Below are 24,305 nucleotides of genomic sequence, written 5' to 3'. Positions count from 1 at the left end.
GAGCATGCTGCTGTAGGGCACCAGGACGGTCTGCGCGCCGGGGATGTCGGCCGCAGGCCCGCCAGCCCAGGTGATCGCATACTTGGCCGGTCCGGATCCCGTTGCGCGGGAACCGATGTAGCCCGACACGTTGGTGTACGGATCGGTCAGTTGGAAGCTGTAATAGCGGCTGCCCATATCGGGGATGGACAGCACGACCGGGCCCTGGCTCAGATCCAGTTCCGACAACGAATAGAACGTGTCGACGTTGGGCCGTTTGCCGCCGCCGATGGACTGCCAGATCGGGTCGATGTCGGGGTTGGCGAAACTGGTCAGGGACGTCACGGCGTTGACCGTGCCGACGGTCTGGCGTACCCGCTGATATTCCATCAGCGGAAAGCCGTAAATGTAGGCCTGCGCCGCCAAGATCGCCGACTGGATCGGGCCGGGGTCGGCGGGCCGTGCGGCCTTCGCGGCGGGGATCGGGAAGTTGGCCGGCGGTTCGGTCACTGCAGCAGTACCGACGGGTTGCGTGGGACTCGTAGCGGTGCGGTCTTCGATGGAAACAGCCTCAGCGGCAGGGGTTCTCGGCCGCGCCGACGACGGCAGCGGCGGCTTACTCTCCACCCTGTCCGCCCAGCGGGCCCCTCGGCTTGCGGCCGGACGTTTCGGGGTGGTGGACGCCTCGGCAGCGGATCGCCGGGCAGGACCGTGTGGACGCGTTGAGACGGTCGTATCCCGCTCGGCGGACGTTGCGCCGCGATCACCGCCGTCGTCTGCGAAGGCCACCGCTGGTCCTGCCAGTGCCGCACCTAACCCTGCCGCCAGCACACCGGCTCGCAGCAGGGTCACCTGCCGATCGAATCGCCTGCCCATCAGGGGAATTCGATATAGCGGCCGACACCGGCGGCGGGGGCACGGTCGAGGATCAGTGAACTCAACGCCACGTCGTCCATGGCGATGCCCATGTTGAGGAACATCCGACGGCCCTCGGTCGGCACGTCGAAATCCCCGGACACGACCGCGGCCAGGTGGGTGTCTGGTTTGGGCAACCCGAAGAAATACATGCTGTCGGCCACCGACTCATATTGGCCGAGGTCGTCGACGCAGTAGACGACGGCATCGTGGAAGGCTTCGGGCGCCATGGCATCGTCGTAGTCCACCGGCAGCAGCAGTGCGTTGGGGTCGGTGTTGGCGCAGTCCAATTTGGGATCCAGCGGCACAGTGATGGTGGTGATCACCAGGTCGGCGCCGGCCACCGCGTCGGCGGGAGAATCGGCCAACCGGGTCACCCGACTGCCGGCGTTCTCCTCGAACATCCGGGCCACCCGATCGGCGTTGCGGTCGTAGGCGGTGATGTGGGTCAGGCCCGGGTGCACCGACAGCGCGACCTCGAGGTGCCGTTGGCCCTGCAGTCCGCAGCCCACGATCGCCAGATGTTTGCGATCGCCGGGGACGTGCCGCATCGTCACCCCGGACACGCCGGGGGTGCGCATCTCGGTGATCCATCCGCCGTCGAGCAGGGCCACCGGCCGGCCCGTCTCCGGATCGTTCATGATCATCACGCCATAGATGTAGGGCAGGCCTTTGGCGTTGTTCTGTTCATAGCCGGCCACCCACTTCAGCCCGATGCGGTCTGAGCCGCCGAGGTAGGCCGGCATGGCGTGAATGAACGCGTCTTCGCGTGAGGTGACCTTAGGCTTGGGCGGGTTCTGCACCAGGCCCTGAGCCTTCTGGCGGAACGCGTCATCGAGGACGTCGACGATCTCGGTCCAGGTCAAGCCGAGGCTGTCGAGGTCGGCGCGGTTGAGGACCAGCATCTGGTTGTCGCTCACCCGCACGACCTTAGCCGCGCGCGGCCGCCGATTCAGGTCGAACCCGTCTGGCGGGTGCACTGTTAGCCTGCCCGGGTGAGCGCCCGCTTCACCGACGTCCTGGCCTCGCACTGGCCGGTTTTCGCCCTGCTGGGCGCGGTGCTCACCGCTGTGACAGTCGTGGGCTTGGCACGCCGCGGCGGCCCCGGCGCCCCGGTTCGCGAGATCGTCGGTTGGGCAACGGTGTTGGTGGCGCCACCATTGATGTACGTCGCCATGCAGGCCGCCGGGTTTAGCGTGCAGTCCGCGATTTTCGCGGCGCTGCTCGGCGCCACCGTGCTGTTCTGGGTGTTCGGACTGGTCGACGAGTTCGTGCCTGCGCTGGTTGCGGTGGTGGCCGCACTCATCATCGGCCTGGCCCCGCCGGGGGTGGCCCTGGCCGGGTTCGCCTCGCCGAGTCTGCTACTGCTGCTCGGGGTGTATGCGCTCTCGGCGGTGATCAGTTCCTCGGGCCTGAGCTACCGGTTGATGACCCGGCTGCTGCTATGGCTTCCGGACCGGCCGGCGTGGCATCAGGTCACACTGCTCGGCTCGGGGTACGCGCTGTCCCCGCTGATGCCGTCGACCAATGCGCGGCTGTCGCTGTTGATGCCGGTGTATCAGGACATGGTCACCGGGTTGCGGCTGCCGCCCAAAGGCCCGGCGATCACCGCACTGCTGGCGGCGATGTTCGGCGGGGCTTTGCTGTTCTCGCCGATGATGGTGACCAGTAAGTCGTCCAACATCGCCGCACTCAATCTGTTGCCGGCACAGGCTTCCGCCGAATTCAGTGGCCTGTTCTGGCTGGTGGCCGCCGCGGTGGCGGCCGTGGGTGTGACGGTCATCCATTTGGCGCTGCTGCCCCGGCTGTTCCCCACCGGTCCGGAGTCCAGCCTGCCGCGGGCTCAACTACAGCGAAGCCTGGCCGAGATGGGACCCCTCAAGCCGCAGGAGTGGATCGCTGCCGGCGGGTTCTTGTTCTTCCTGCTCGGTAGCGCCACCGTGGGATGGCACCACGTCCGGCCGGCCTACCTGGCGGGGTGCGTTCTGCTGGCTCTGCTGTTGACTGGAGCGTTGCTACGCAGGGACTTTCAGCGGCAGCTGGACTGGCCGATGATCTTCTTCCTGCTCGGAATCGACAGTCTGATGCGGATCATGGATCACCTCGGCCTGGCGGCCGCGTTGGCCCGCACCGTTGATCAGAGGTTCGATTTCATCGACGGCAGGGTTTCGGTGTTCATCGCCGTCGCCCTAGCCGTCACCCTGGCGGTGCGCCTGGCGCTTCCGGTCACCGCGGGGATGCTGACCGCGGCGGTCGTGTTGCTGCCGGTGGCGGCCGCGCAGGGGGTACATCCCTGGATCTGCGTGTTCTGCGCCGCAATCTTCAGTGACGTTGCGTTCTTCCGTCATCAGGGCACCAACGGCATCGCCCAGATACGGGCGGCAGGTCTGTTCGAGCAGGCCGATGAGCGGGGATTCCTGCGCTACAACCTGCTGATGAATGTGGCGCGGGTGGCGGTGGTCTACGCGTCGATCCCGTGGTGGGAATGGCTGGGCCTGTTGTGACACGGTTGCTGCGGAATCTTCTGATCGCCGGTTTCCTGCTGAGCTTCGTGGTGCTGCTCGGGGTTTTCAACGCCACCAAACCCCGAATCCTGGTGCTGCACTCCGGCGCCCCGGGTTCGTCCTGGGTCGACGAGGTGGACCGCGGGATGCGGGCGGCGTTGGAACGGAATCGGCGTCCGCTCTCCGTGGAATGGGACTATCTGGGTGTGGCCGCCCCGGCGGCGGCCCGCAACATCGGCCCGCCGGTGGCCGAGGCCCGGCGTGCCATCGACCGGTTCAGACCCGACGTCGTGATCGCCGTCGACGATGAAGCCAACGCGCTTGTCGCCCGGGACTACGTCGGCCGGGAGCGGCCGCGCATCCTGTACGTGTCGATCGACCGGCCACCGGAGTTCTACGGCTACGGCGGCGCCCCCAACGTCTCAGGAATCGCCGAGCAGTTGCCGTGGAACGCCATCCGGGACAGCCTCGTCGGCCTTTTCGGGCCGCGGCCGGTGCGATTGGCCGCCATCGGCGTCGACGGGGTCACCGATGAGGCCACCCTGGCTCAGATGACGGCGTTCGATTGGGGTTCAGCCACCATCGGACCGACGGCTCTGGTGTCCACAGCCGAAGCCTGGCGCGACCATGTGCAGCACGCCGCCGACGCCGACGTGCTGGTGGTGCTCAGCGCCCAGGACCTCCCCGACCGCGACGGCCGGGTCACCAGCGCCGCCGACCTGATCGCTTGGACCGAGGCCAACGCCCGGCCGCTACCGATCGGCACCCAGGCCGGTTTCGTCGCCGCCGGGGGCGCGTTGAGTTTCGCCCCGCCACCCGACGACGCCGGCGAACAGGCGATCCGACTCGCGCTGGACTGGCTGGACGACCGCAGCACCCCCGGGCCGCCGGACCCGGTCGAGTCTTCGCACTTCGAGGTGGCCGTCCGCCCCGACACTCTCACCCGCCGCGGCCTGCTGCTTCCGCCGGTCTACCTGGAGGCGGCGCGGGAGAACGGAACCCTCTATTAGGACGCGAGGATTTCAGATAGGAGCGAAAATCGGAGTTCGGGCATAGGTTTTGGGCATAGGGTTTGGGCATGGTGAACACCCTCGACACCCGCCTCGATCAGCACCGCTCCACTGCACTGGGGATCTTCCGCATCGTCATCGGCCTGCTGTGGGCCTTGCACGGCACCCAAAAGCTGTTCGGTTGGCCACCGGGCAAGAGTGGCGCAGTCCCGTTCGGCACCTGGCCGTACTGGTGGGCCGGCGTCATCGAACTCGTAGTGGGTGTGTTGGTGGCGCTGGGCGTCTTCACCCGCATCGCCGCGCTGATCGGGGCCGGCACCATGGCATATGCCTACTTCACTGCGCATCAGCCAAAAGGGTTGCTGCCCATCCAAAATGGCGGCGAACCGGCTGTGCTGTTCTGCTTCGCCTTCCTGCTGATCGCCTTCGCCGGCGCCGGGGCCTTCGCGCTACGCGACCGGCACTCCGAGGGCCGACTGTGATGCCACCCGGAGACCGCAGACCCCTAGTGGCGGGTTAGAACTGGAGCCGGCCCCGAGCAGTTCTGGCCTCGCCCATCCGCTGAGGGGGACAGTCAGTTTCGTGTTCGTCCAACTCGCCGCAGCCTCAGCCATCGTCAACACCACGATCACCAAAGGTGTCAGCAGCACAATCTGCACCGGTTCCAGGCCCAGCGTCTAGCCACACCATCGCGAGGGCGATGACCGGGATAGCGGTCAGGCCGACAGCGCCACGGTCGCGGGCTCCACCCATGCTTCGGCGTCGCTGAAGAAGCCGGACTCGTAGGCGACGGAGACGCAGTCGAAGACGGTCTCCACCGCGTCGTCTTCAACGACCATGTCGATGCGGTAGTGGGGATTGAACCGGTTGGGATTCCGGAAGGTTCGAATCTCAGCGGCGTCGCGAAGACCCGAATGGACTTCGCTGACCTTGACGGAGACGACTCCGCGATTCGGTGTCGCGGCGACCAGCATCCGATCGGTCATCTGCTCGGCGATGATGGTGACGATCTTCATGATCCCTAACTCCTGTGCTGCGGTGTAGAAGCTGACAGTGCTCAGCCTGCCGCGCCCCAGCGCTCGGAAATGTCCGTCTAGTGGGCCGTTCACGGGAGGATTGGCGTGTCCCCCGATTGGAGTAACTCCCACGGCGCGACCTTGCGGCGGACACGCTGCGGACACCTCAGATGCGGCGGTGATGGGGAGTCGAAGACCGACACCGCGTCAGCACAGGAGCAGCCATGGGTGCCCAGATCCGTTCGCTCAGAGGACATCGACACCGGCGTCCAGAACCGGCGGTTTGCCTCTTGAGCGGGCAATCGGTCGGATTTCCGGTGTCGCGCCGGTACTGTTCTCGCAGTTCGCAGAAAGGCCTCGCATGCCATCCAGGCCACGTGTGGTCCCGGTCGCCGGGCAAGTGCTCTGGCAGGTGCGCTATGACCTGCTCGCTGTCGTGGCGGTCGCGGCCGCCATGGTCGCGATCTCCTCGTTCGTTCCACTCGACGGCGTCGCCGCAGTCGTGCCCCTGCTCGGAGTCGTCGTCTCCGTCTTCATCGGTTTCCGTAACAGCAACGCCTTCAACCGGTGGTGGGAAGCCAGGACGCTGTGGGGCAGTCTCGTCGGCAACTGCCAGGCGATCAGTAATGCCCTCGTCGCGGTCGACGATGGTTCGGCCCCGATGGCCACCACACTGGACCGGATGCGCCGCCGGCAGGTCCGGCACGCCTGGCGGTTGGCCTACGAGTTGCGCGGAGTACCCGCACCGCAGGCGGTGGGTGAGCTGACCCCGGAGGATCCGCGCGATGCGTCGGCGACAAACCTGTTGACCTTGCAGGCGGCCGACACTCGTGACCTTGTGATCGACGATCATCTCGATCGCCAGGGCCGCTCGGTGCTGACGAACCTCAACAGTGCGCAGACCGCGGCCGCCGGCGGCCTGGTTCGGCTCAGCGGCCAACCCATCCCGTCGTATTACGCCGGTTTCGTCCGGGGCCTGGCATGGCTGTTCGGCATAGCGGTCTGCACCCGCGTCGATCCCGGCGGACACCACAGCGCCCAGGGCATCGTTGCCGGTGCCGCCATCATGGCACTGTTCGTCGTCGCAGAACGGATGGGACATCTGGCCGAAGGAGCGCTGGGCAACACGGCGTTCGCCTTGCCGATGAACACCTACTGCGCCGGGATCACCGCCGATCTCCTGGGCCCCGACCACCCACTCGCAGTCGCAACCGAAAGAAAGTGAGCCCCACCGTGCTGAACCGACGAACCTTCCTGACCGGCAGCCTGGCCGTCGGAGCCGGGGCCGCCCTGGCGGCATGCACAAGCGGCAAAACGGCCGAACTGAAGACTCAACCGACCGCCGTCAACCCGAAACTGGATGACGCCATCAAGGCGGCCGAGGCGGCACGGCCACGCACCGGCCGGACGGTGACCGCCACGCTGACACCCAGGCCGGTGACGGTCGACCTCGGCGGGAAGGTGGTCAAGACCCTGGGCTACGCCGACACGGTTCCCGGTCCGCTGATCCGCGCCAACGTCGGAGACGAACTCAAGGTCACCCTGACCAACAAACTGTCCAAACCGACCTCCATGCACTGGCATGGCATCGCGCTGCGCAACGACATGGACGGCGCCGAGCCGGCCACACCGAATGTCGATGTTGGACAGTCGTTCACCTACGCTTTCACGGTGCCCGACGCCGGGACGTACTGGGCGCACCCGCATGTCGGCGTGGAGTTGGACACCGGCCTGTATCTGCCGCTGATCGTCGATGATCCCAAGGCCCGCGGCGACTACGACGCGGAGTGGATCGTGATGCTCGACGACTGGACCGACGGGGTCGGCAAGTCACCGCAGCAGATCCTCGACGATCTGGAGAAGGGCGGCATGGGCGCCATGGGTTCCATGGGCTCGATGGGCTCGATGGGTTCCATGGGCGGGGAGGGCACCGGCGGCAGCTCCCTGCTGGGTGGTGATCCCGGTGACGTGACCTACCCCTACTACGTCATCAACGGGCGTATCCCGGAAGCACCGAGCACCTTCCGCGCCAAACCGGGCCAACGAATCCGGCTGCGTTTCATCAACGCCGGTTCCGACACCGCGTTCCGGGTGGCACTGGCCGGCCACCGCATGAAGGTGACGCACACCGACGGCTTCCCGATCGTGCCCACCGACGTCGATGCACTGCTGATCGGCATGGGTGAGCGCTACGACGTCATCGTCACCGCCGACGACGGAGTCTTCCCCCTCGTCGCGCTCGCCGAAGGTAAAGGCGCCGTGGCGCGTGCGCTGCTGTCGACCGGCGTCGGCACCGCACCGCCGGCGGACTTCCAGCCGCCGGAACTGACCGGCAAGGTCGGAACCGTCGAGCTTTTCGCCGCTCCCGAGGAAGCGCAACTGAACTGGAGCAAGGCAGACACCGAGATGGTGGCCAACCTGACCGCCGCCGAGACCGGCTACCAGTGGGGCATCAACGGACCGTATCCGGACAACAGGCCGCTGACCGTGTGGCAGGGCCAACAGGCGACGATCAATTTCGCCAACAAGACCCGGATGTGGCATCCGATGCACCTGCACGGTCACACCTTCGCGATGCTCAACCCCGACGGAAGCCTCGGCGCCCGTAAGGACACGGTGATCGTGGTCCCCAACCAGACGGTGCGGGTCGCCGTTCTCGCCGACAACCCCGGCTACTGGCCGCTGCACTGCCACAACACCTATCACGCCGAGGCGGGCATGCTGTCGACCTTCGACTACCTCATCTGAGCGGCAGGGCAAGCTCGGCCGACAGTGCCGCGCCGACCCGCTTCGCGACCGGCGCCGCCGCCACAGCAACCGTCAAACCAACGGCACACCAATAGAGTCCGAGTATCGGCGCTGCCGCCCAGCCGGTGGAGTCCTTGACGCTGAACCACAGCACCACGACGATCACCACCGCGCCGGCGGCCGGCAACACCAGACCGCGCAGTCGGGCGGTCCCGCCATGCACCGGGAGGAACCTCGGCGCGCCGGCGAACCAGACGGCGGCGATCTCGACAAACAGGTAGCACGTCATCAGGCAGACCGAACCGGCGACGGCGAACACGAAGTACCCGTCGACTCCCCGATTGCCGGTGGTGTCCGGCGGCCATCCGGTCGCGGCGCACAACGCATTGACCGCCAGGCTCATCGCGACCACCACCCAGATGGCCCGGCGGGGGCTGTTGGTCACCGGATCGAGGCGGGCCAACGCCTTGGGCCCCAATCTGTCCCGGCTGAACGCGAACAACATCCGGCCCGAGGTGACGGCGGTGGCCATATGGCAACCGAACGCACCGACCAACGCGGTGAGAATGACCAGCAGGCTGAACCACTCGCCGATATAGGTATCGCCGAGATCACCGAGGGTGTTTCCCGAGCGCTCAAAGGCGGCCAGGCCCTGCTTGTCGGTGCCGAAACCGATTGTCTGGGCGAACATCACCACCACGAACAGCACGCCGGTCAGGATCAGGGTGCCGGTGATCGCGCGCGGGATACTCCGCTTCGGGTCGGTGGTCTCCTCCCCCATCGAGGCGCACGCCTCAAAACCGGCCCAGCACAGGAATGCCGCCACCACCCCGCCGAGGATCTCCGACATCGACACCCCCGAAGCGGAAAACGTGCTCCAGTCCACCCCCGTCGGTGGGGCACCGCCGCGCCCGAAAATCACCGCCGCCAGCACCACCATCGCGACGATGCCGACACCTTCGATGCCGAGCAGGATCTTGGCCAGCAGGCGGGCGTCCCGGCCGGTCAACATCACCGAGAACACAGCGGCCACCGCGACGGGAACCAGCCACGGCACCTGAAACGGATGCGGTGATCCCTTCTGCGCCTCGGCCAGCAGCGAATTGGTGAACGCCGCGGTCAGCGCCAGGGTGGCGATCGAGAAGCCGAGATAGGCGCCCAGCATCGCGAAGCCGGCGAAGAAGCCCGCGCGCGGACCGACCGTCGCCCCCACCAGGGCGTAGGCCGAACCGGCGTGGCTGAAGTAGCGGGTCAACCGGACGAAGCTGTAGCCGACCAGTGAAATCCCGACCAACCCGATCACGAAGACCAGTGGGATGGACTTGCCCACCGTGCCGACCAGGCCCTGGCCATTGCCGGCCATCGCCAGAGTCGGTCCGACGGTGGCCACCGACAGCGCCAGGGCCGCCCACAGCGGCAGTGCGCGCCGGGACGTGCGGGAGGATTCGGTGCCGGTCGCCGCGCTCTCGGCTGTCGGCATGGGCGACCTTCCCTCCGGACACAAAGACGACGGAAGCATAGAACCCGCGTAGGTTGGCCGACATGGCAACCAGCACGATCGGATCCCGGATGGGCGCCGGCCTTGCGGCCGCAGCGGTGTCGCTGGGCCTCACCCAACTGGCGGCCAGTTTCTTCTCCGCCGCCGCCGACGCCCGCACCGCGGTGGGCACGTCGGTCATCAACCTCACCCCGGGCCCGGTCAAGGAGTGGGCGATCCAGACGTTCGGGACCGCGGACAAACTCTTCCTGACGGTAATGGTGGTGGTCGTCGTCCTCGCCCTCTGTGCGATAGCCGCCATCTGGGAGCGTTCCCGTGTTCCGGTCGGCAGCCTGGTCATCGCCGCCGCCGGGGCGGCGGGCGCTCTGGCGGTGCTTGCCCAACCGGGTGCCCGTGCGCTCGACGTCATCCCCACCCTGCTCGGTGCGGTATGCGGGATCGCCACAATCCGGCTACTCACCGGGGGGCGGCGACTCACCGCCGGTCGGCTGCCCGAGCAGACCGCCGACACCGAACGGCGCCGATCGCTGCTGACCCTCGGCCTCGTCGCGGCGGGAGCGCTCAGCGGGGTTGCCGGCCACGTCCTGACCCGCCAGCGGCGATCAGTCGCCGGGGACCGGCAGACCTTCGCCCTGCCCACCGCAGCCACCCCGGCGCCAACGGTGCCACCGGAGGTACAGCCCGCCGCGCAGGGACTGACGAGCTTCATCACCAACAACGCCGACTTCTACCGGATCGACACGGCTCTGAGCGTGCCGCAGCTGTCCCGCGCCGACTGGCGGCTTCGCATCCACGGCATGGTGGATCGGGAGATCACCTACACCTTCGACGACCTCGCGGAATTTGAACCGATCGAGAAGGCGGTGACGCTGGCGTGCGTCTCGAATCCAGTCGGTGGGGAGTTGATCTCCAACGCGGTCTGGACCGGCTACCGGGTGCGGGATCTGCTGGCCCGCAGCGGTGTTCGACCCGATGCCGATATGGTGCTGTCAACCTCGGTGGACGGATTCAACGTCGGGACTCCGGTCGAAGCGCTCACCGACGACCGTGACGCGATGCTGGCGATCGGGATGAACGGCGTGCCCCTGCCGGTCGAACACGGCTACCCCGCCCGGCTGGTGGTGCCGGGTCTGTACGGGTTCGTCTCAGCCACCAAGTGGGTGGTGGACCTGGAGTTGACCCGGTTCGACCGCGCCGAGGCGTACTGGACCAAACTGGGCTGGTCGGCGCAGGCCCCGATCAAAACCCAGTCCCGCATCGACGTACCGCGGACCGGAACCCGACTGGCGGCCGGACCGGTGACCGTCGGCGGGGTGGCCTGGGCGCAACATCGCGGCGTCAAAGCCGTGGAGGTCCGCATCGACGACGGCCCCTGGCAGCCTGCGACATTGGGCGCGGCGTACTCCGCCGACACCTGGCGGCTGTGGACCTACGGCTGGCAGGCCACCCCCGGCTCGCACACCCTCACCGTCCGCGCCACCGACAACACCGGGGCGGTGCAGACCGAGCAGGCGGCCCCGCCGGCGCCGGACGGGGCCACCGGGTGGCCGACGGTTTCGGTCCAGGTGAAGTGATCGCCGCCGATCGGGCTTTTCCATCCGTCTAGTCGTCGTGGAGATCGTGTAATTCGTCCGGCAGATTCACCGTCACCTGGGTTCCACCGCCGGGCGGTTCGGTGAAATCCATCGAACCGCCCGCCGACTCCACGGCGACGACCAGGGAAGCCAGGCCGATGTGCCCCTCGCTGACCCGGCGCGACAGGATCGCGGGGTCGAATCCGACGCCGTCGTCGCTGACCTGCAGTACCGTCCCGCCCGGTCGACGGTGCAGCGTGACGTCAAGGTTTGTCGCGCGAGAGTGCTTGTGCACGTTGGATAACAGCTCGCGGGCCGCACGGTGGATCAGCGCCTGTGATTCGGGGCGTCCCACCTCCTCCAGGTCGACCTGGACTGGCGTTCCCCACCGCTGCTCGTAGCGCTGCGCCAGATCGCGCACCGCCGCCGTCAAGCCCAATTGGGCAAGCACTTGGGGATGCAGGGTCGCGACAGTATTCCGCAAACCGGCGACGGTCTCCCGCAGCGCCGCATCGAGGCGGTCAAAACCCTCCGCAGAGGGATTGTCCCGCAACTCATCCAGATCCAGCCGGACAGCGAGCAGGTTCTGTAGCGGGCCGTCGTGCAACTGCTCGGAGAGTGCCCGGCTGTTGCGCTCGTCGGCGCGCATCGCCTCGGCGACCAACTGGCGGCGCACGTCGAGCAGGCCCAGCACCCGGGCGCGGCGGCGGGCGAGGGTGAACGACAGCGCCGTGATCGCGGCGGTGAACCAGAGCAGACACCCGACCTGGACGTAGACCACGGCCGGAATCGTCATGCCCATCTTCTGCTCCTGGGTCGCGTACGCCGCCCAGGCCAGCAGGTATCCGAACGAGGCGCTCAAACCCAACAGGCCGGTGATCACGGGGCTGTCCAGGAAGGCCACCGAGATCGGCAGCAGAAAGAAGATCGGATACAGCGAGATGGTCGCCGGACCGGAGGCGATACACAGCGTCAGGACGATCGCGACGTCGGCGAACGTCGACGCCCACCCGAACCACCACCGGGCGGGCTTGTTCAACACGAAGATCAGCCAGGCCACCGCACCGATCGCGTAGGCCACCAGCAGCGCGTGGAACAGCGCATCGTTGCGGTGCTGGACTTTGGTGTAGTGGACCAGCAGGGCGATCAGCGCAATCAGGACCAGACGCAGGATCGATCGGATGCGCAGTGGCTCACTGGTCAGGAAATCCAGGACTCTGCCGGTGAGGCGCTTCACTAGTCGAGTAGCCCGCGCCGCATCGCCTCGGCCACCGCCGCCGCCCGATCACCCACACCGAGTTTCTCGTACAGCCGCTGAACATGGGTCTTGACAGTCGAGGGCGCCAGATAAAGCTGCTTGGCGCTCGCGGGGATGCTGGAGCCCTCGGCGATCTTGCCGAGGACCTCACGCTCACGCGCGCTGAGCACGGGCCCGGTGGGCTCAGCGCGGCGGCGGATCTCCGCGGCTAACCCCGAAGCCAGATGCGGCGCAACGACATCGCGTCCCTGGGCGCATTCCAGCACCGCGTTGACGATTTCGCTGCGCGACGACTCCTTGGGTAGATAGCCGGCCGCCCCCCGCTGCAGAGCGTGGTAGACGATGGCCGAATCGTTGTTCGCCGACACAAGCAGCACCCGGGTGGGCAGTTCGTCGCGCAGCACCGCGGCGGCCACCTGGGCTCCATCCATACCGGGCATCTGATGGTCGAGCAGAGCCACCTGCGGACGGTGCTCTTTGATCGCGGCCAGCGCCGAGGGCCCGTCATCGGCCTCGGCGACCACCTCCACCAGGCCACTTCCGGTCAGCGCCCGGACCAGTCCGTCGCGGAATAGCGGGTGATCGTCGGCGACCACCACGGTGACCTTCTGATTGTTGAAGGTTTCGCGCACCCAGGCATCGTTCCACAGTCCGCGCTTAACCGGTCAGAACGCAGCACACCGTTCCCCCGATCGGGGGAACGGCGGTTAACCCGACGTCGGGTCCGTCCGGCCGACGGATCCGGGCCGTGATGGGGCGCATCGTTGGGGTGTCCCGATCAAAGGAGCACCTGATGACCACCACCCACGGCGCCTACTTCATCGCCACCGACGAGGACACCTTTGAACCGACAGCGCTCGCCGGCGGTCACTGGGGTGAGTCCCTGATCAGCGGACCGGCCGTCGCCGGTCTGGCCGGCCGCGCCCTGGAGACCGACTTCGGCCAACCCGGCTTCCTCCCGGCGCGTCTGACCATCGACCTGCTCAAGCCCGCCCGTCAGGTTCCCACCCGCACCCAGACCCGCATCATCCGCGACGGCCGCCGGGTCCGCTACGCCGAGTGCGATGTCATCCAGGGCGACTGGATCGTCGCCCGGGCGACCGCGGTCTTCTATCGCCAGTCCGAGGCGCCTGCCGGACAGGAGTGGGAGCCGCACGCGCAGTTCGTCGGGCCCCAGTTCGTCGGGCCCCAGCGCGCCGAGGTGGACGGTCTGTTCGTGGGCAGCGAAGCCACCGGGTGGAGCGTCCTGGGCGCCGAGCACCAGAACACCTCGCGCAAGCAGGCCTACTACCGCGGGCCCGACGTCGTCGCCGGTGAGCAGGCCAGCCCGTTCGTCCGGTCGGTCATCGTGGCCGAGGCGGCCACCAACATGGTGATCAACCTCGGCACCGAAGGAATCGGCTACATCAACGGCGATGTGACCGTGAGTCTGTCGCGGCTGCCCCGCAGCGAATTCATCGGCGTGCGTGGCGAAACCCGTTCCGCCACCGCCGGTGTCGCCGTCGGCACGGCAACCCTGTTCGACACCGCCGGCCCGATCGGTACCGCCATGGTGACAGCACTGGCCAACCCGGCAGCCCAGATCGACTTCACCAGCACCCCCCGCACCCAGGCCCCGGGCGCGGAACTGTTCAGCGCCAGCAGGGCGTGATCACCGTGATGACCCTCGACGCACCCGCGCCGGGCACGACCGGTCACCGCCCGCCGGCCTTCCTCACGGCGGCACTGAGCATGGTGGTCCTCATCGTCGCCATCCTGCAGACCGCGGTGGTACCGGCGATGGCCGTCATCGGGGCGCAACTGCACGCCACCCCGGTCGCAGTCAGCTGGGTGGTGACCGCAAACCTGCTCGCGGCAGCCGCCGCCACTCCGCTGATCGGACGGATCGCCGACCTGCGCACCAAGAAGACCGTCCTGCTGGTGGTGCTGGCCCTGGTTCTGGCCGGTTCGGTGCTGGCCGCCACAACCGCCTCGCTGCCGGTGCTGATCCTCGGCCGGATGTTGCAGGGCGCGGCGTTCTCGCTCTACCCCGTCGCAGTATCCATCCTGCGCGACGAGGTCCCCGCCGACCGGCTGATCCGGTCGATCGCGCTGCTCTCGGCGATGCTGGGTTTCGGCGGCGGTCTGGGCCTGGTGGTCACCGGACTGCTGATGAGCCCCGGAGCCTCCTACCAGCGGGTCTTCTGGCTGTGCACGGTGTTCACCTCGGCAGTCATGGTGCTGGCCGCCGCGGTGGTTCCCAGCCGCTCCCGACGCGGGACGGACCGGGTGGACTGGGTGGGCGGCCTCGCGCTGGCGAGCGGGTTGTCGGCACTGCTGCTGGCCATCACCCAGGGGCGCGGGTGGGGCCTGCTGTCGCCGGCGACCCTGGGCACCGCGGCCGCGGGTGTCGGCATCCTGACCGGCTGGTGGATGTGGAGTCGCCGCTGCGCGAATCCGCTTGTCTCGACGGCGATGTTGAGCCGGCGGCCGATCCTGCGGACCAACGCCGCCACCCTGCTGGTCGGGATGGCCCTGTACTTCTCATTCCTGGGCCTGACGGACTTCGTGGAGACCTCGAGGGCGGCCGGCTACGGGTTCGGCGCCACCGTGCTGAACGCCAGCGTGGAGTTCCTGCTGCCCGGTGCTCTCGCCGCGGCGGTCACCGCTCTGGTCAGCGGCAGGTTCATCGAACGTTTCGGCGCCCGCGCCGTGGTCCGCGGCGGGGCACTAGTCGGGTTCGCCGGGTTCGCCATGCTCGTCGTATCGCATTCGGCTGCTTGGCAAGTCGTGGTCGCCGGTCTGCTGACCAACGCGTACATCAGCCTGGCCTACGGTGCGCTGCCGGTGCTGATCATCCAGGACGTTGAGGAGCACGAGACCGGTATCGCCACCAGCCTCAACGCCATCGCCCGCAAAGTCGGCTCAGGGATCGCGGCGGCGATCGTCGGCGCGCTGCTGACCGTCCGGGCCGGCGGCACCCCACCGGAATGGGCCTTCATCGTCATCTTCTCCCTCGGTGCGGCCACCGCCGTCGGAACTATCCTGCTCATCGGGGGCGAACCGAAGGAGGCCCGGTGAGCCGGGTGTGGTTGATCACCGGGGCATCCCGCGGACTTGGCCGGCAGTGGGTGATCGGGGCGCTCGAGCGGGGCGAGCGCGTGGCCGCGACCGCGCGGGACCTCTCCGCGCTGGCGGATCTACGTGACAGCTACGGCGAGGCCCTCGAACCGATCCGCCTCGACGTCACCGACCGGCAGGGGTGTTTCGCCGCGGTGCGCGCCGCCCACGACAGGTTCGGGCGGCTCGACGTCGTCGTCAACAACGCCGGCTACGGGCAGTACGGATTCGTCGAGGAGCTGTCCGAATCCGAAGCCCGCGCGCAGATGGACACCAATTTCTTCGGGGCGCTGTGGATCACCCAGGCGGTGCTGCCCTACCTGCGGGCCCAGGCCAGCGGCCACATAGTTCAGGTGTCCTCGATCGGCGGTGTTCTGGCCTTTCCGAACCTGGGTATCTACCACGCGTCCAAGTGGGCGCTGGAGGGCATGTCCCAGGCGTTGGCCGCCGAAGTTGAACCGTTCGGCATCCGGGTGACCCTGATGGAACCCGGCGGCTTCGACACCGACTGGATCACGGCCGCGCCGTATGCCGAGCCGTTGGCGGCCTATGACGCCCAGCGCGCCCGGTTCGAGTCAGCACGCGGCGAACGCCGCGTCGACCTGGGTCAGCCGGAAGCAACCCGGGCGGCGATCCTGGCCATCGTCGATGCAACCGACCCGCCGCGCCGAGTGTTCCTGGGCCGCAACACGTTGGAGTGGGCCAAAGCCGAGTACGCCGACAGACTGGCGGAGTGGGAACGCTGGTGGCCGTTGGCGGTTGCCGCGCACGGCACGGGTCAGACCGAGGACACCACGATCGTCGGGATGGTGCCGCGCGGGGCGTTGGAGGCCAGACCGGAGAAGTAGGCGCCCGACCACATCCACAGTCCGGCCTGCAGCAGCAGCGCCGCCGACGCCAGTTCGGCGTCTCGTTCGCCGTAGGACTTCATACTGGCCAGCGTGGCGGCCTTACTGATCATCAGATACGCCGAACTGAGGTCGACCAGAGCGGCGTAGGAGGTGGGCGAAAAGCCCTGCGCGCCGATGATCTTCCAGACGAATTGCCCTGCACCGGTGGTGGTCTGCAGCACGGAGGTCCACAGGTTCATCTCCGCCCAGCGCAGCGTTGGCGGGTGCTGCAGGTCGATCAGGGCGCTGTCGTAGCGGTTGGCGATCTCCAGGTTGACCAGGGAGGAGTTACAGTCCAGGAATCCCTTGCAGGTCAGGGTGTCCCGCATGGAGGGCACCCCGGGGGGCGGGTTGTCGAGCAGGTACTCCAGGTAGCCCTTGTTGTACCCGTAGAGGCTGAGCAGCACCGGAACCGACGAGTGCGCGGCCGGTGTCGCGAAAAACGGCACCCGGCTGATGTCGGCCAGGCCGCCGGCGAACGCGCCGAACATCCGCAGGCCGAGCGCCGAGATCACCCCGCCCGGGGGCTTTGCGGCACTGACGGGTTGGGCGGGCTCGGCCGGTTTGGCCGGTTCAGTCGGGGCCGGACGCAGGTCATCACGCAGCCAGATTCCGCCGAAATAGCCCGACGTCGCGAGGTTGCCCATCTCCACCCGTTCCTGCTCCCGGGTGAGCTTGACCGAGGCCATGGTGTCCAGGCTCCCGGTCGCCAAGTCCCCGAAGAAGAAGCGCGGCGAATCCGACGGGTCGCCGCCGGCGGCGACGTATGCGGTGGCCGCATCGGTGATGGCCGGCTCCGACACGACGAAGGCCCGGTCCTCGGTGACCGGCATCGGGGGCAGATCGACCGACACCTCAGGGGCTACCGGAGCGGCCACCGACCGGCCGGAGCGCATCGCGGGGATCGACTCCGAAGCCCGGGCCGCCGCCGGGGCAGGACGTGCCGCCGGGGCAGGTCGGGCCGCCGGGATCGCGCGGCGGGACTGCGGTGCCGACCGCGGCCGTTCAGTTTGCGCGGACTCCGATTGCGTTGAACCAGTGGCAGATTCGGTGTCCGGTGCCGCCGACGCCACACCGTGTCCGCAGAACACCGCTGCACTCAGACCGAGGCCCAGTGCCAACCCCCCCAGGGGCAGCCCCGGCGCGGGCAGGGAGTACTTCCGGACGTCACGTCGGGGAACAGGTCGCGCCACGCCCCAAAGGGTAACTTTCCGGGGCGGTCAGGACCTAGCCGTGACCAGCGAGGGGCTGCCGACACCGATGGTGATGCGCGGCGAGGCCGCCGGGTCCAACCAGGTCAGCACCGACTTCATCTCCTCGCGGCCGATCGCGACGCAGCCCCAGGTCGGGCTGCCGTCGGTGACGTGCAAGAAGATTCCGGAGACCTTGCCGGGGATCCGCTGCGGGTTGACGGCGATGTTGACCGCGTAGTCATAGACCGGCCCGGAGTCATACAGATTCTCGGTGATCGACGACGGGTTGGTCGCGGAGCGCACGTGGGTGTTGTAGGTCGGCGAACCGGCGTCCTCATCCCACCAATCCTGGTTGGTGGCTTGGAAATACGGCATCTTCGTACCCGGATTGGGCTCCCGGCCGAAGGCCTGGTCGAAGGTGAAGGTTCCCTCCGGGGTGCGGTGGATGCCGTCGCCGGGTTCACCCACCCCCAGCGACCCGACTTTGGCTTTGGTGGGCCCCAACACGACTTTCCAGTCCTGGCCGACGCGCTGGAACGCGGTCAGGGTGCCGGTGGTCTCGGTGGCCGCGGGCACACCGACGACGATCCACTGCGTGGGCTGTGCGGTGGGAGCGGGCGCCGGTTCGGCCACGGCCGGCGCGGCCAGCATCAGCGCCGCCAGGCCAGCCGCGAGCATCGTCTTGGGCACAGTCACGGTTCACCCCGAGTTTCAATCAGTTCAATCAGCACAGCGTTTCGATGCGGTCCGTATTCCTGGCCAGCGTAGGCCCGGCCATAGGCCCCACCGGGGTCCTGAAACGGGTTCGCGGCCGGACCGGGAGCTAATCGAGACCCAGAACACCCGCTGTCCGGGCTCAGGACTCCTTGACCTTCGTGTACCAGATCCGGTCGGCGACCGAGACGATGTCGTCGGAGATCCCCGAGATGCGGCGGTAGAACTCCCGTCTGGCGACGACGACGCTGATATCGGTGGCGGCGAGCAGGTCACCGGCCGCGGTGCGGTAGATCCGCTCCAGCTTGCGCTGCGCTTTGACCGCCGCGTCGGCGGCCTCGGTGGCTGACACCGTGGCCGTCTGGGCCGCGAAGACCTTTCCGCGCCGGGCATCCAGCGCGGTGAACGCCGTCTGGATGTGCCGGACACCCTCGGCCAGCAGCACGGCCATCTCGGCGGTGGCCTGGTCGGGCGGGAAGTCCATGGACTCGGCCTCGCGGACGGTGTTCTTGGCTCCGTTGATCACCTTGTCGAGATCCCGGGACAACTGGAACAGGTCCTCCGGTTGCAGCGGCGTGGTAAAGGCCTCGCTGACCGCGTCGACCAAGTGGCGCCGCACCTCGTCGCAATCGTGTTCGGCGGCGCGCACATCCTCGGCGCGGCCGGTGTCTCCGGCTGCCCAGGCGGCGAAGGCGTCCATGCCGCGAACGGTGATCTCGGCCTGGGACTGCAGCATGCCGATCACATCGGGGGTCTCCGGGAGGAACCAGCGGTTACTCACAGCGCTCTCCAGACGAGTAGGACGAGGACAGCCAGCAGTGCAGCCGCAGGGATGGTGGTCAGCCAGGCGACGCCCATCTCCCGCACGATCTGCCAGCGGACGTGCTTCCAGCGGCGGCGCCCACCGCCGACACCGACAACCGAGGAGGCCACCACCTGGGTGGTGCTGACCGGCGCGCCGATGAGGGAGGCGCCGAGGATCACCACGGTGGACGACGCCTGGCTGGAGAGGGAATCCAGCGGGGTGAGACTGAAGATCCGCTGACCGATGGTTTTCACGATGCGCCAACCACCCAGGGCGGTTCCCGCGGTAAGCGCCAGGCCGGTGACGATCTTGGCCCACAGCGGAACCGTCATCGTCGTGGTGTAACCCGACGCCAGCAGCAGGGCGGCGATCACACCCATCGCCTTCTGCGCGTCGTTGCCGCCGTGGCTGAACGAAAGTCCTGCGGCAGCAATCCATCCGCCGCCGCGGACCGGGCCGATCCATCGCGTCGTCCATCGCCGTGACACCCGTCGCAGCACCCGCAGCAACCCGAACGCGACCGCGAATCCCAACGGCGGTGAGATCAACAACGCGACGAGGACGCCGATCACCCCGATGGGATGCCAGCCGTCGAAACCACCCCACTGCACCGCACCCCCGGACCCGGAGATCACCCCGTCTGCAACGGCGGCCCCCACCAATCCACCGACCAGGGCGTGCCCGGAGGACGACGGCAGCCCCAGCCGCCAGGTGATCACGTTCCAGGCCGTCGCGCCGGCCAGACCCGCTCCCACGACGGCCACCATCTGGCCCTGCGGGACGGTGACGATCGTGCCGATGGTGTCGGCGACGGCGGTGCCCAGCAGGACCGCGCCGGCCATGTTGAACACCGCCGAAAGCATCACCGCCTGGCCCGGGGTGGCCCCGCGGGTGGCCACCAAGGTGGCGATCGCGTTGGAGGCGTCATGGAAGCCGTTGGTCACCGCGAAGGCGACAGCCAGGCCGATGGCGATGATCAGCCCGACTTCCACTCCGCGAACCTCCGATCGTGGCCAACCCTAGCTGAACGCCTGGTGAACAGCGAAGAAACCGATAGTTAACGACCTTGTCAGCGCGGCAGATAGGCGTCGACGAGGGTCCGGAATCGCCGGTGGGTTCTAGGTTATGGGGGTGCCGACTGATCCCCCCGCTGATTCCCCCGGTGTGCCTGCCGCCCCACCGACCCAGCTTCCCCGTGGCCGCTATCCGGCCACCGCGACCACCATCTCGGTGGTGTCGATCCTGGTGCTGGTCATCGAGGCGACTCTGGCCTTCGGCATGCCGGGGCGGTGACAGGGCCGATGACGGGGCCGATGATGGGGGGTCGGGGCGCGCCGAACCTGCCCTTCGCGCTGCCGCCACCGGCCGCGGAGCAGACCCGCGGCCCGGCCTGGCCGCTGTGGGCGGTGTACGCCGCCAGCGTGCTCACCGGACTGGTGATCCTGGCCGGTTCGGCGGGAGCCTCCGTTGCCCAGACCCCCGCACTGGCCGCTGCCAGCGTGGTGCTGTTCGGTGCCTTCGGCTCGGTGTGTGCCTGGCTGCTGAACAAGATCCCCTACTTCTGGCCGCTGCGCCGGGACACCAAAGTGTTTGCCGCACTGTGGGGTGCGGGCGCCGCGACCGGCTATGCGCTGCTGGCCAACATCGCGATTTACGAGTACTTCGCCGACCGGGCGGATGCGCCGAAGTGGTCGCTGTTCGCACCGCTCACCGAGGAGCCGATGAAGAACCTGGGCATCGTGGTGGTGCTGTTGCTGGCCGCGACCCGGCCGCGGACCGCCCTGGACGGTCTGGTGGTGGGATCCTTCGTCGGTCTGGGCTTTGAGATCGTCGAGAACGTCGTCGGTTCCCTGAACAACGCGCTGGCCTCACCGCCTGACCAGTGGGGGTCGCTGGCCACCGACGTCATCCACGAAGTTCTGCGCAGCAGTTGGACCGGGCACATCGTGATCTCCGGGATCGCCGGATTCGGCATCGGTTATGTGCTGACGGGCGGGGGCCGTTCCGCGGTGCGGCGGTGGGCGGTCGGCGGTGCGCTGGTGCTGCTGGCCCTCGGGGCGCATCTGCTGTGGAACTCCCACCGGTTCGGGGTGTTCTACGTGCTGGGCCAGTTCGGGACGCTGGCGTTCTACCTGTGGCTGATCCGGCGGGGCCGGGCGCTTGAGGCCGCCCTGTACCGGCCGTATCTGGGTTACGTGGCGCCGTCGGTGCTGGAGTCGACAGCAGCCGAGTCCGGCGGCAGGGACGCCCGACGACGCAGACGGACCGTTGCCCGACTGGCGGGGGCGGTCGCCAACGGCGACGCGGGACGGGCACATGAGTGTGTCGACACACTGGCGGGGCGTTAACCCCACCGGTGGGTAGCGCCTTAGGTCAGTGACGCCGTGGGTCAGCAACACTTTCGGGCGGCGAGATGGTTGGTCAGGTCATGGTGCTCGGTGGGGTCGATGGCCTTGACGCCCTCGATGTAGGCGTCGATGTCGATCTTCGCCCCACCCACCCAGGTGCCGAGAACCTTGACCTTCTCGACGATCTGATCGGCCGGCACGGTGTAGATGTCGGCCGACAGCTCCACCAGGTCGGCGTACTTGCCGACCGCCAATGATCCGATCTCGTGGTCGCGTCTGAGTTGGTAGGCGCCGTTGATGGTGATGGCCTTCAGGGCGTCGTCGAGGGTGACGGCCTGGTTGGCGCCGTGGACGTTGCCGGCCAGTGTCCGGCGGGTCACCGTCTGCTGCACGTTGAGCAGTTGGTTGGGCGGGGTCACCGAACCGTCGTTGTGGTAGCTGGGCGTCACCCCTGCCTCGAACGCGTCGCGCACCCGTTGCCACTGGGCGCCGTACTCGGAGTCGAACATCACCCCGTCGAGCAGGTCACCCCAGTAGATGTACTGGAACGGGCTCAGCGAACAGGTGACGCCCAGGGCGGCGGCGCGCTCGAACTGGTCGCGGCGCGCCGCGCCGAGATGCTCGACCCGCCAGCGGTGATCCGATCCGAGCAGGTTGTGCTTGGCCAGCGCCCGCGCGTAGGCGTCGAGCACCACGTCGAACCCGACGTCGCCGTTGCAGTGGAACGCCATCTGATAGCCCGTCGGGACCAGCGTGTCGAGCACCTGATCAAGTTCGGCCCGGGTGTAGTTCATCTGGCCCTCGCCGCGCGGTCCCATCTCGATCTCCGCGGTGCGGGTGGTCGGATTGTCTAGGTACTCAAAGGAAATCGCTACGTTACCTAGCCAGGGCGACCCGTCGGCCCACAGTTTGATCCCGACCTTGCGCACCAGTTCGGAGTTCGGGAAGGTGACGTCGGCGGCCGCGTCGGCCTCGATGGACATGTGGTAGACGTGCAGCCGCAGCGGGCACCCGGGCACCGAGGCCAGCGACGCGTACGCCGGAAACTGGCCGGAGTTGTAGGTGTGTTCGGAGGTGGCAGTGACACCGTTCTGCGCCATCAACTTGTAGAACAGCGCCCCGGAGTGCAGCGGATGCGGGATCGCCTTGGGCAGCACCGCACCGGCCACCATCATCAGCGCACCGGACTCGAAGGCCGTGCCGTTGCTGCTCACCCCGTCGGCCTCCCGCCCGAAACTGCCGCCCACCGGATCTGCCGGGGCTTTCCCGTCCGGCCAGCCCATCAGGGTGATCGTCGCGGTGTTGAAGTAGATGCCGTGTCCGGAGTTGTCGATCACCACGACCGGCCGGGACGGGAAGATCTGGTCCAGGACGGTCCGGGTCGGCAGCGGCGCCTGTTGCAGCAGCCGGTCGACCCCGTTGAACACCAGCACGTCACCGGCCGGGCGTGCCTTGTCGGCCTTGGCGAAGATCGCCTTGACGTCATCCCAGGTCTTCACCCCGACATTCGGGGAGACCCAGTAGGCCGGCTCCTGGGTCGCCATCCCCGACAGCAGCGGATGGCTGTGCGGCTCAACGAAACCCGGCATCAGCACCGTCTCGCCCAGATCGGTCACCGCCACTCCGGGCGTGACTGCCTGCACCTCCCCCAGCGAGCCGATCGCGGTGATCCTGCCGGTCGCCGAATCGATGGCGATCGCCCGAGCCCGCGGGCGGGCGGGATCCATCGTGATGATGGTCGATGCTTTCAGGACGATGTCGGCCGCCATCGCTTCTTTCTAGCCGAACGGCCTACCGTTCGCAGCGCTACGGTCACCGCGGTGGTACTTCCCGGCCCGGGCAATGCTGCGGATCTGGCATCCGACCGTTATCCGATATTGCTTGTCGGGTCCTATCGGCCTTGTCACTATCGTCCGGTGACCTACAGAGCTGAGACAGGCACTGACAGCGCTCTGGCTGCTCGGCTCGCGGCGATTGCGTCGGTCGGCGCAGCCGTGATCCATGTCGCCGTGATCCCCCCGCACTGGCAGGCCTGGCTGCCCGCAGGCTTGTTCTTCGCCTCCGTCACTGTATTTCAGGTGCTCTGGGCGCTGGGTGCCTGGACGCGACCCAGCGGGCCACTGCTGGGCGCCGGGATACTCATCAACGGCGGGTGCGCGGTTTTGTGGGTCTGGTCGCGCACTGCGGGGGTACCTTTCGGCCCGCATGCCGGCGAACCGGAACTCGTTGGTGCCGCCGACATCTGCGCGCTACTACTGCAGTGCTACGTGGTGATGGGTGCAGCCTGGGCCTGGCTTCGGATCTACCGCCAGGAGTCGGTGTCGCGGGTGGGAAGCGTGCTGGTGCTGCTCGGCGCCAACGGGGTCATCGTCACCGCGGTGGTCGCGGGTGTGGCCTCCAGCCTGGTCGACCCCGACCACCACGCACCGGCGGAGGCACAAAGCGGGATACACACACCGCATCCCGGCCACGACCACGAGGCTCCGACGTCAGCACCGGTCATCGATCAGTCCGCAACGGTCAGCGTGGCGCCGACACCGCCCGTCCACGATGACGGTGCTGCTCACCACCACGATGAATGAGCCGGCTCGCCGGTCTGGAACACTGACCGGGTGGATACGGGGGCTGCGGCGAAACTGACTTCGGCGAAACTGACTTCGGCGAAACTGACACTGTCCAGTCTGGGCGCGGCGAGCACCGTCACCGGTTCCAAGCATCTGCTGGAGTGTGACGGTCGCCGAATCCTGGTGGACT

The 24,305-nt window shown here is 67.9% G+C and carries 23 protein-coding genes; 12 read left to right on the top strand and 11 right to left on the bottom strand.

Annotated elements, in window-relative coordinates; genetic code table 11:
- Both ADBZ5N_RS07980 and ADBZ5N_RS07975 read right to left on the bottom strand, forming a co-directional pair.
- A partial coding sequence (locus ADBZ5N_RS07980) for a DUF1254 domain-containing protein (RefSeq protein ID WP_526256956.1) occupies nt 1–489 on the bottom strand: 489 nt, incomplete at its 3' end.
- Between the two features lie 365 nt (nt 490–854).
- Nucleotides 855–1,814, bottom strand: a complete 960-nt coding sequence (locus ADBZ5N_RS07975) for an ornithine cyclodeaminase family protein (protein WP_526256955.1) — start codon at nt 1,812–1,814, stop codon at nt 855–857.
- Between the two features lie 75 nt (nt 1,815–1,889).
- Here ADBZ5N_RS07975 and ADBZ5N_RS07970 point away from each other — a divergent pair, with 75 nt between their 5' ends.
- The 3 genes from ADBZ5N_RS07970 to ADBZ5N_RS07960 all read left to right on the top strand — a co-directional run bounded on the left by ADBZ5N_RS07970 (nt 1,890) and on the right by ADBZ5N_RS07960 (nt 4,890).
- A complete protein-coding gene (locus ADBZ5N_RS07970) occupies nt 1,890–3,398 on the top strand; it encodes an SLC13 family permease (RefSeq protein WP_526256954.1) in 1,509 nt (502 codons plus the stop codon).
- Nucleotides 3,380–4,408: a hypothetical protein gene (locus ADBZ5N_RS07965; protein WP_526256953.1), complete on the top strand. Its 1,029-nt coding sequence runs from the start codon at nt 3,380–3,382 to the stop codon at nt 4,406–4,408. Before ADBZ5N_RS07970 ends, ADBZ5N_RS07965 begins: the two co-directional genes overlap by 19 nt.
- Before the next feature lie 68 nt (nt 4,409–4,476).
- Nucleotides 4,477–4,890: a DoxX family protein gene (locus ADBZ5N_RS07960; protein WP_526256952.1), complete on the top strand. Its 414-nt coding sequence runs from the start codon at nt 4,477–4,479 to the stop codon at nt 4,888–4,890.
- Nucleotides 4,891–5,124: 234 nt separating this feature from the next.
- On the opposite strand, the gene ADBZ5N_RS07955 is transcribed toward ADBZ5N_RS07960, so the two are convergent.
- The gene (locus ADBZ5N_RS07955) at nt 5,125–5,517 is read right to left on the bottom strand and encodes a hypothetical protein (protein ID WP_526256951.1); all 393 of its coding nucleotides are present in this window, start codon (nt 5,515–5,517) and stop codon (nt 5,125–5,127) included.
- Nucleotides 5,518–5,785: 268 nt separating this feature from the next.
- Here ADBZ5N_RS07955 and ADBZ5N_RS07950 point away from each other — a divergent pair, with 268 nt between their 5' ends.
- Together ADBZ5N_RS07950 and ADBZ5N_RS07945 are read left to right on the top strand one after the other, a co-directional pair.
- Nucleotides 5,786–6,649 (top strand): bestrophin family protein, encoded by an 864-nt coding sequence (locus ADBZ5N_RS07950; RefSeq protein WP_526256950.1) that lies wholly within the window; start codon nt 5,786–5,788, stop codon nt 6,647–6,649.
- A complete protein-coding gene (locus ADBZ5N_RS07945) occupies nt 6,646–8,172 on the top strand; it encodes a multicopper oxidase family protein (protein ID WP_526256949.1) in 1,527 nt (508 codons plus the stop codon). Before ADBZ5N_RS07950 ends, ADBZ5N_RS07945 begins: the two co-directional genes overlap by 4 nt.
- Here the strand turns inward: ADBZ5N_RS07945 and ADBZ5N_RS07940 are convergent.
- On the bottom strand, nt 8,165–9,652 hold the full coding sequence (locus tag ADBZ5N_RS07940) for an amino acid permease (protein WP_526256948.1): 1,488 nt from the start codon (nt 9,650–9,652) through the stop codon (nt 8,165–8,167). The two genes, ADBZ5N_RS07945 and ADBZ5N_RS07940, sit on opposite strands and share 8 nt — an antisense overlap.
- Before the next feature lie 62 nt (nt 9,653–9,714).
- Here ADBZ5N_RS07940 and ADBZ5N_RS07935 point away from each other — a divergent pair, with 62 nt between their 5' ends.
- On the top strand, nt 9,715–11,244 hold the full coding sequence (locus ADBZ5N_RS07935) for a molybdopterin-dependent oxidoreductase (RefSeq protein ID WP_526256947.1): 1,530 nt from the start codon (nt 9,715–9,717) through the stop codon (nt 11,242–11,244).
- Between the two features lie 28 nt (nt 11,245–11,272).
- Here ADBZ5N_RS07935 and ADBZ5N_RS07930 read toward each other — a convergent pair whose 3' ends face one another.
- Together ADBZ5N_RS07930 and ADBZ5N_RS07925 are read right to left on the bottom strand one after the other, a co-directional pair.
- Nucleotides 11,273–12,481 (bottom strand): sensor histidine kinase, encoded by a 1,209-nt coding sequence (locus tag ADBZ5N_RS07930; RefSeq protein WP_526256946.1) that lies wholly within the window; start codon nt 12,479–12,481, stop codon nt 11,273–11,275.
- Entirely contained in the window at nt 12,481–13,134 is a 654-nt protein-coding gene (locus ADBZ5N_RS07925; protein WP_526256945.1) for a response regulator transcription factor, read from the bottom strand. The genes ADBZ5N_RS07930 and ADBZ5N_RS07925 overlap by 1 nt, the downstream gene beginning before the upstream one ends.
- A gap of 161 nt (nt 13,135–13,295) precedes the next feature.
- On the opposite strand from ADBZ5N_RS07925, the gene ADBZ5N_RS07920 reads away from it, so the two are divergent.
- From ADBZ5N_RS07920 to ADBZ5N_RS07910, 3 genes are read left to right on the top strand one after another with little or no spacing between them, the layout of a single operon-like run.
- Nucleotides 13,296–14,153, top strand: coding sequence for an acyl-CoA thioesterase domain-containing protein (locus ADBZ5N_RS07920; protein WP_526256944.1), 858 nt, complete (start codon nt 13,296–13,298; stop codon nt 14,151–14,153).
- Entirely contained in the window at nt 14,150–15,562 is a 1,413-nt protein-coding gene (locus tag ADBZ5N_RS07915; protein ID WP_526256943.1) for an MFS transporter, read from the top strand. Before ADBZ5N_RS07920 ends, ADBZ5N_RS07915 begins: the two co-directional genes overlap by 4 nt.
- Nucleotides 15,563–15,567: 5 nt before the next feature.
- Nucleotides 15,568–16,449, top strand: coding sequence for an SDR family oxidoreductase (locus ADBZ5N_RS07910; RefSeq protein WP_526256958.1), 882 nt, complete (start codon nt 15,568–15,570; stop codon nt 16,447–16,449).
- Here the strand turns inward: ADBZ5N_RS07910 and ADBZ5N_RS07905 are convergent.
- The 4 genes from ADBZ5N_RS07905 to ADBZ5N_RS07890 form a co-directional block, all read right to left on the bottom strand.
- On the bottom strand, nt 16,380–17,684 hold the full coding sequence (locus ADBZ5N_RS07905; RefSeq protein WP_526256942.1) for a hypothetical protein: 1,305 nt from the start codon (nt 17,682–17,684) through the stop codon (nt 16,380–16,382). The two genes, ADBZ5N_RS07910 and ADBZ5N_RS07905, sit on opposite strands and share 70 nt — an antisense overlap.
- A 27-nt stretch (nt 17,685–17,711) precedes the next feature.
- A complete protein-coding gene (locus ADBZ5N_RS07900; protein ID WP_526256957.1) occupies nt 17,712–18,335 on the bottom strand; it encodes a L,D-transpeptidase family protein in 624 nt (207 codons plus the stop codon).
- 205 nt (nt 18,336–18,540) lie between these two features.
- Nucleotides 18,541–19,179 (bottom strand): DUF47 domain-containing protein, encoded by a 639-nt coding sequence (locus ADBZ5N_RS07895; protein WP_526256941.1) that lies wholly within the window; start codon nt 19,177–19,179, stop codon nt 18,541–18,543.
- A complete protein-coding gene (locus ADBZ5N_RS07890) occupies nt 19,176–20,195 on the bottom strand; it encodes an inorganic phosphate transporter (protein WP_526256940.1) in 1,020 nt (339 codons plus the stop codon). Before ADBZ5N_RS07890 ends, ADBZ5N_RS07895 begins: the two co-directional genes overlap by 4 nt.
- Nucleotides 20,196–20,334: 139 nt before the next feature.
- Here ADBZ5N_RS07890 and ADBZ5N_RS07885 point away from each other — a divergent pair, with 139 nt between their 5' ends.
- Together ADBZ5N_RS07885 and ADBZ5N_RS07880 are read left to right on the top strand one after the other, a co-directional pair.
- A complete protein-coding gene (locus tag ADBZ5N_RS07885) occupies nt 20,335–20,496 on the top strand; it encodes a hypothetical protein (RefSeq protein ID WP_526256939.1) in 162 nt (53 codons plus the stop codon).
- A gap of 20 nt (nt 20,497–20,516) precedes the next feature.
- Nucleotides 20,517–21,551 (top strand): PrsW family glutamic-type intramembrane protease, encoded by a 1,035-nt coding sequence (locus ADBZ5N_RS07880; RefSeq protein ID WP_526256938.1) that lies wholly within the window; start codon nt 20,517–20,519, stop codon nt 21,549–21,551.
- 41 nt (nt 21,552–21,592) lie between these two features.
- Here ADBZ5N_RS07880 and ADBZ5N_RS07875 read toward each other — a convergent pair whose 3' ends face one another.
- On the bottom strand, nt 21,593–23,320 hold the full coding sequence (locus ADBZ5N_RS07875) for an amidohydrolase (protein ID WP_526256937.1): 1,728 nt from the start codon (nt 23,318–23,320) through the stop codon (nt 21,593–21,595).
- A gap of 147 nt (nt 23,321–23,467) precedes the next feature.
- Here ADBZ5N_RS07875 and ADBZ5N_RS07870 point away from each other — a divergent pair, with 147 nt between their 5' ends.
- Nucleotides 23,468–24,133 carry a hypothetical protein gene (locus tag ADBZ5N_RS07870; RefSeq protein ID WP_526256936.1) on the top strand — a complete coding sequence of 222 codons (666 nt, stop codon included), beginning with the start codon at nt 23,468–23,470 and terminating at the stop codon, nt 24,131–24,133.
- The last annotated feature ends 172 nt before the right edge of the window (nt 24,134–24,305 follow it).

Source organism: Mycobacterium sp., assembly GCF_044370595.1.
Lineage (GTDB): Bacteria > Actinomycetota > Actinomycetes > Mycobacteriales > Mycobacteriaceae > Mycobacterium.
The sequence above is the reverse complement of the archived record's forward strand: the minus strand, read 5'-3'. Positions and strand labels throughout refer to the sequence as shown.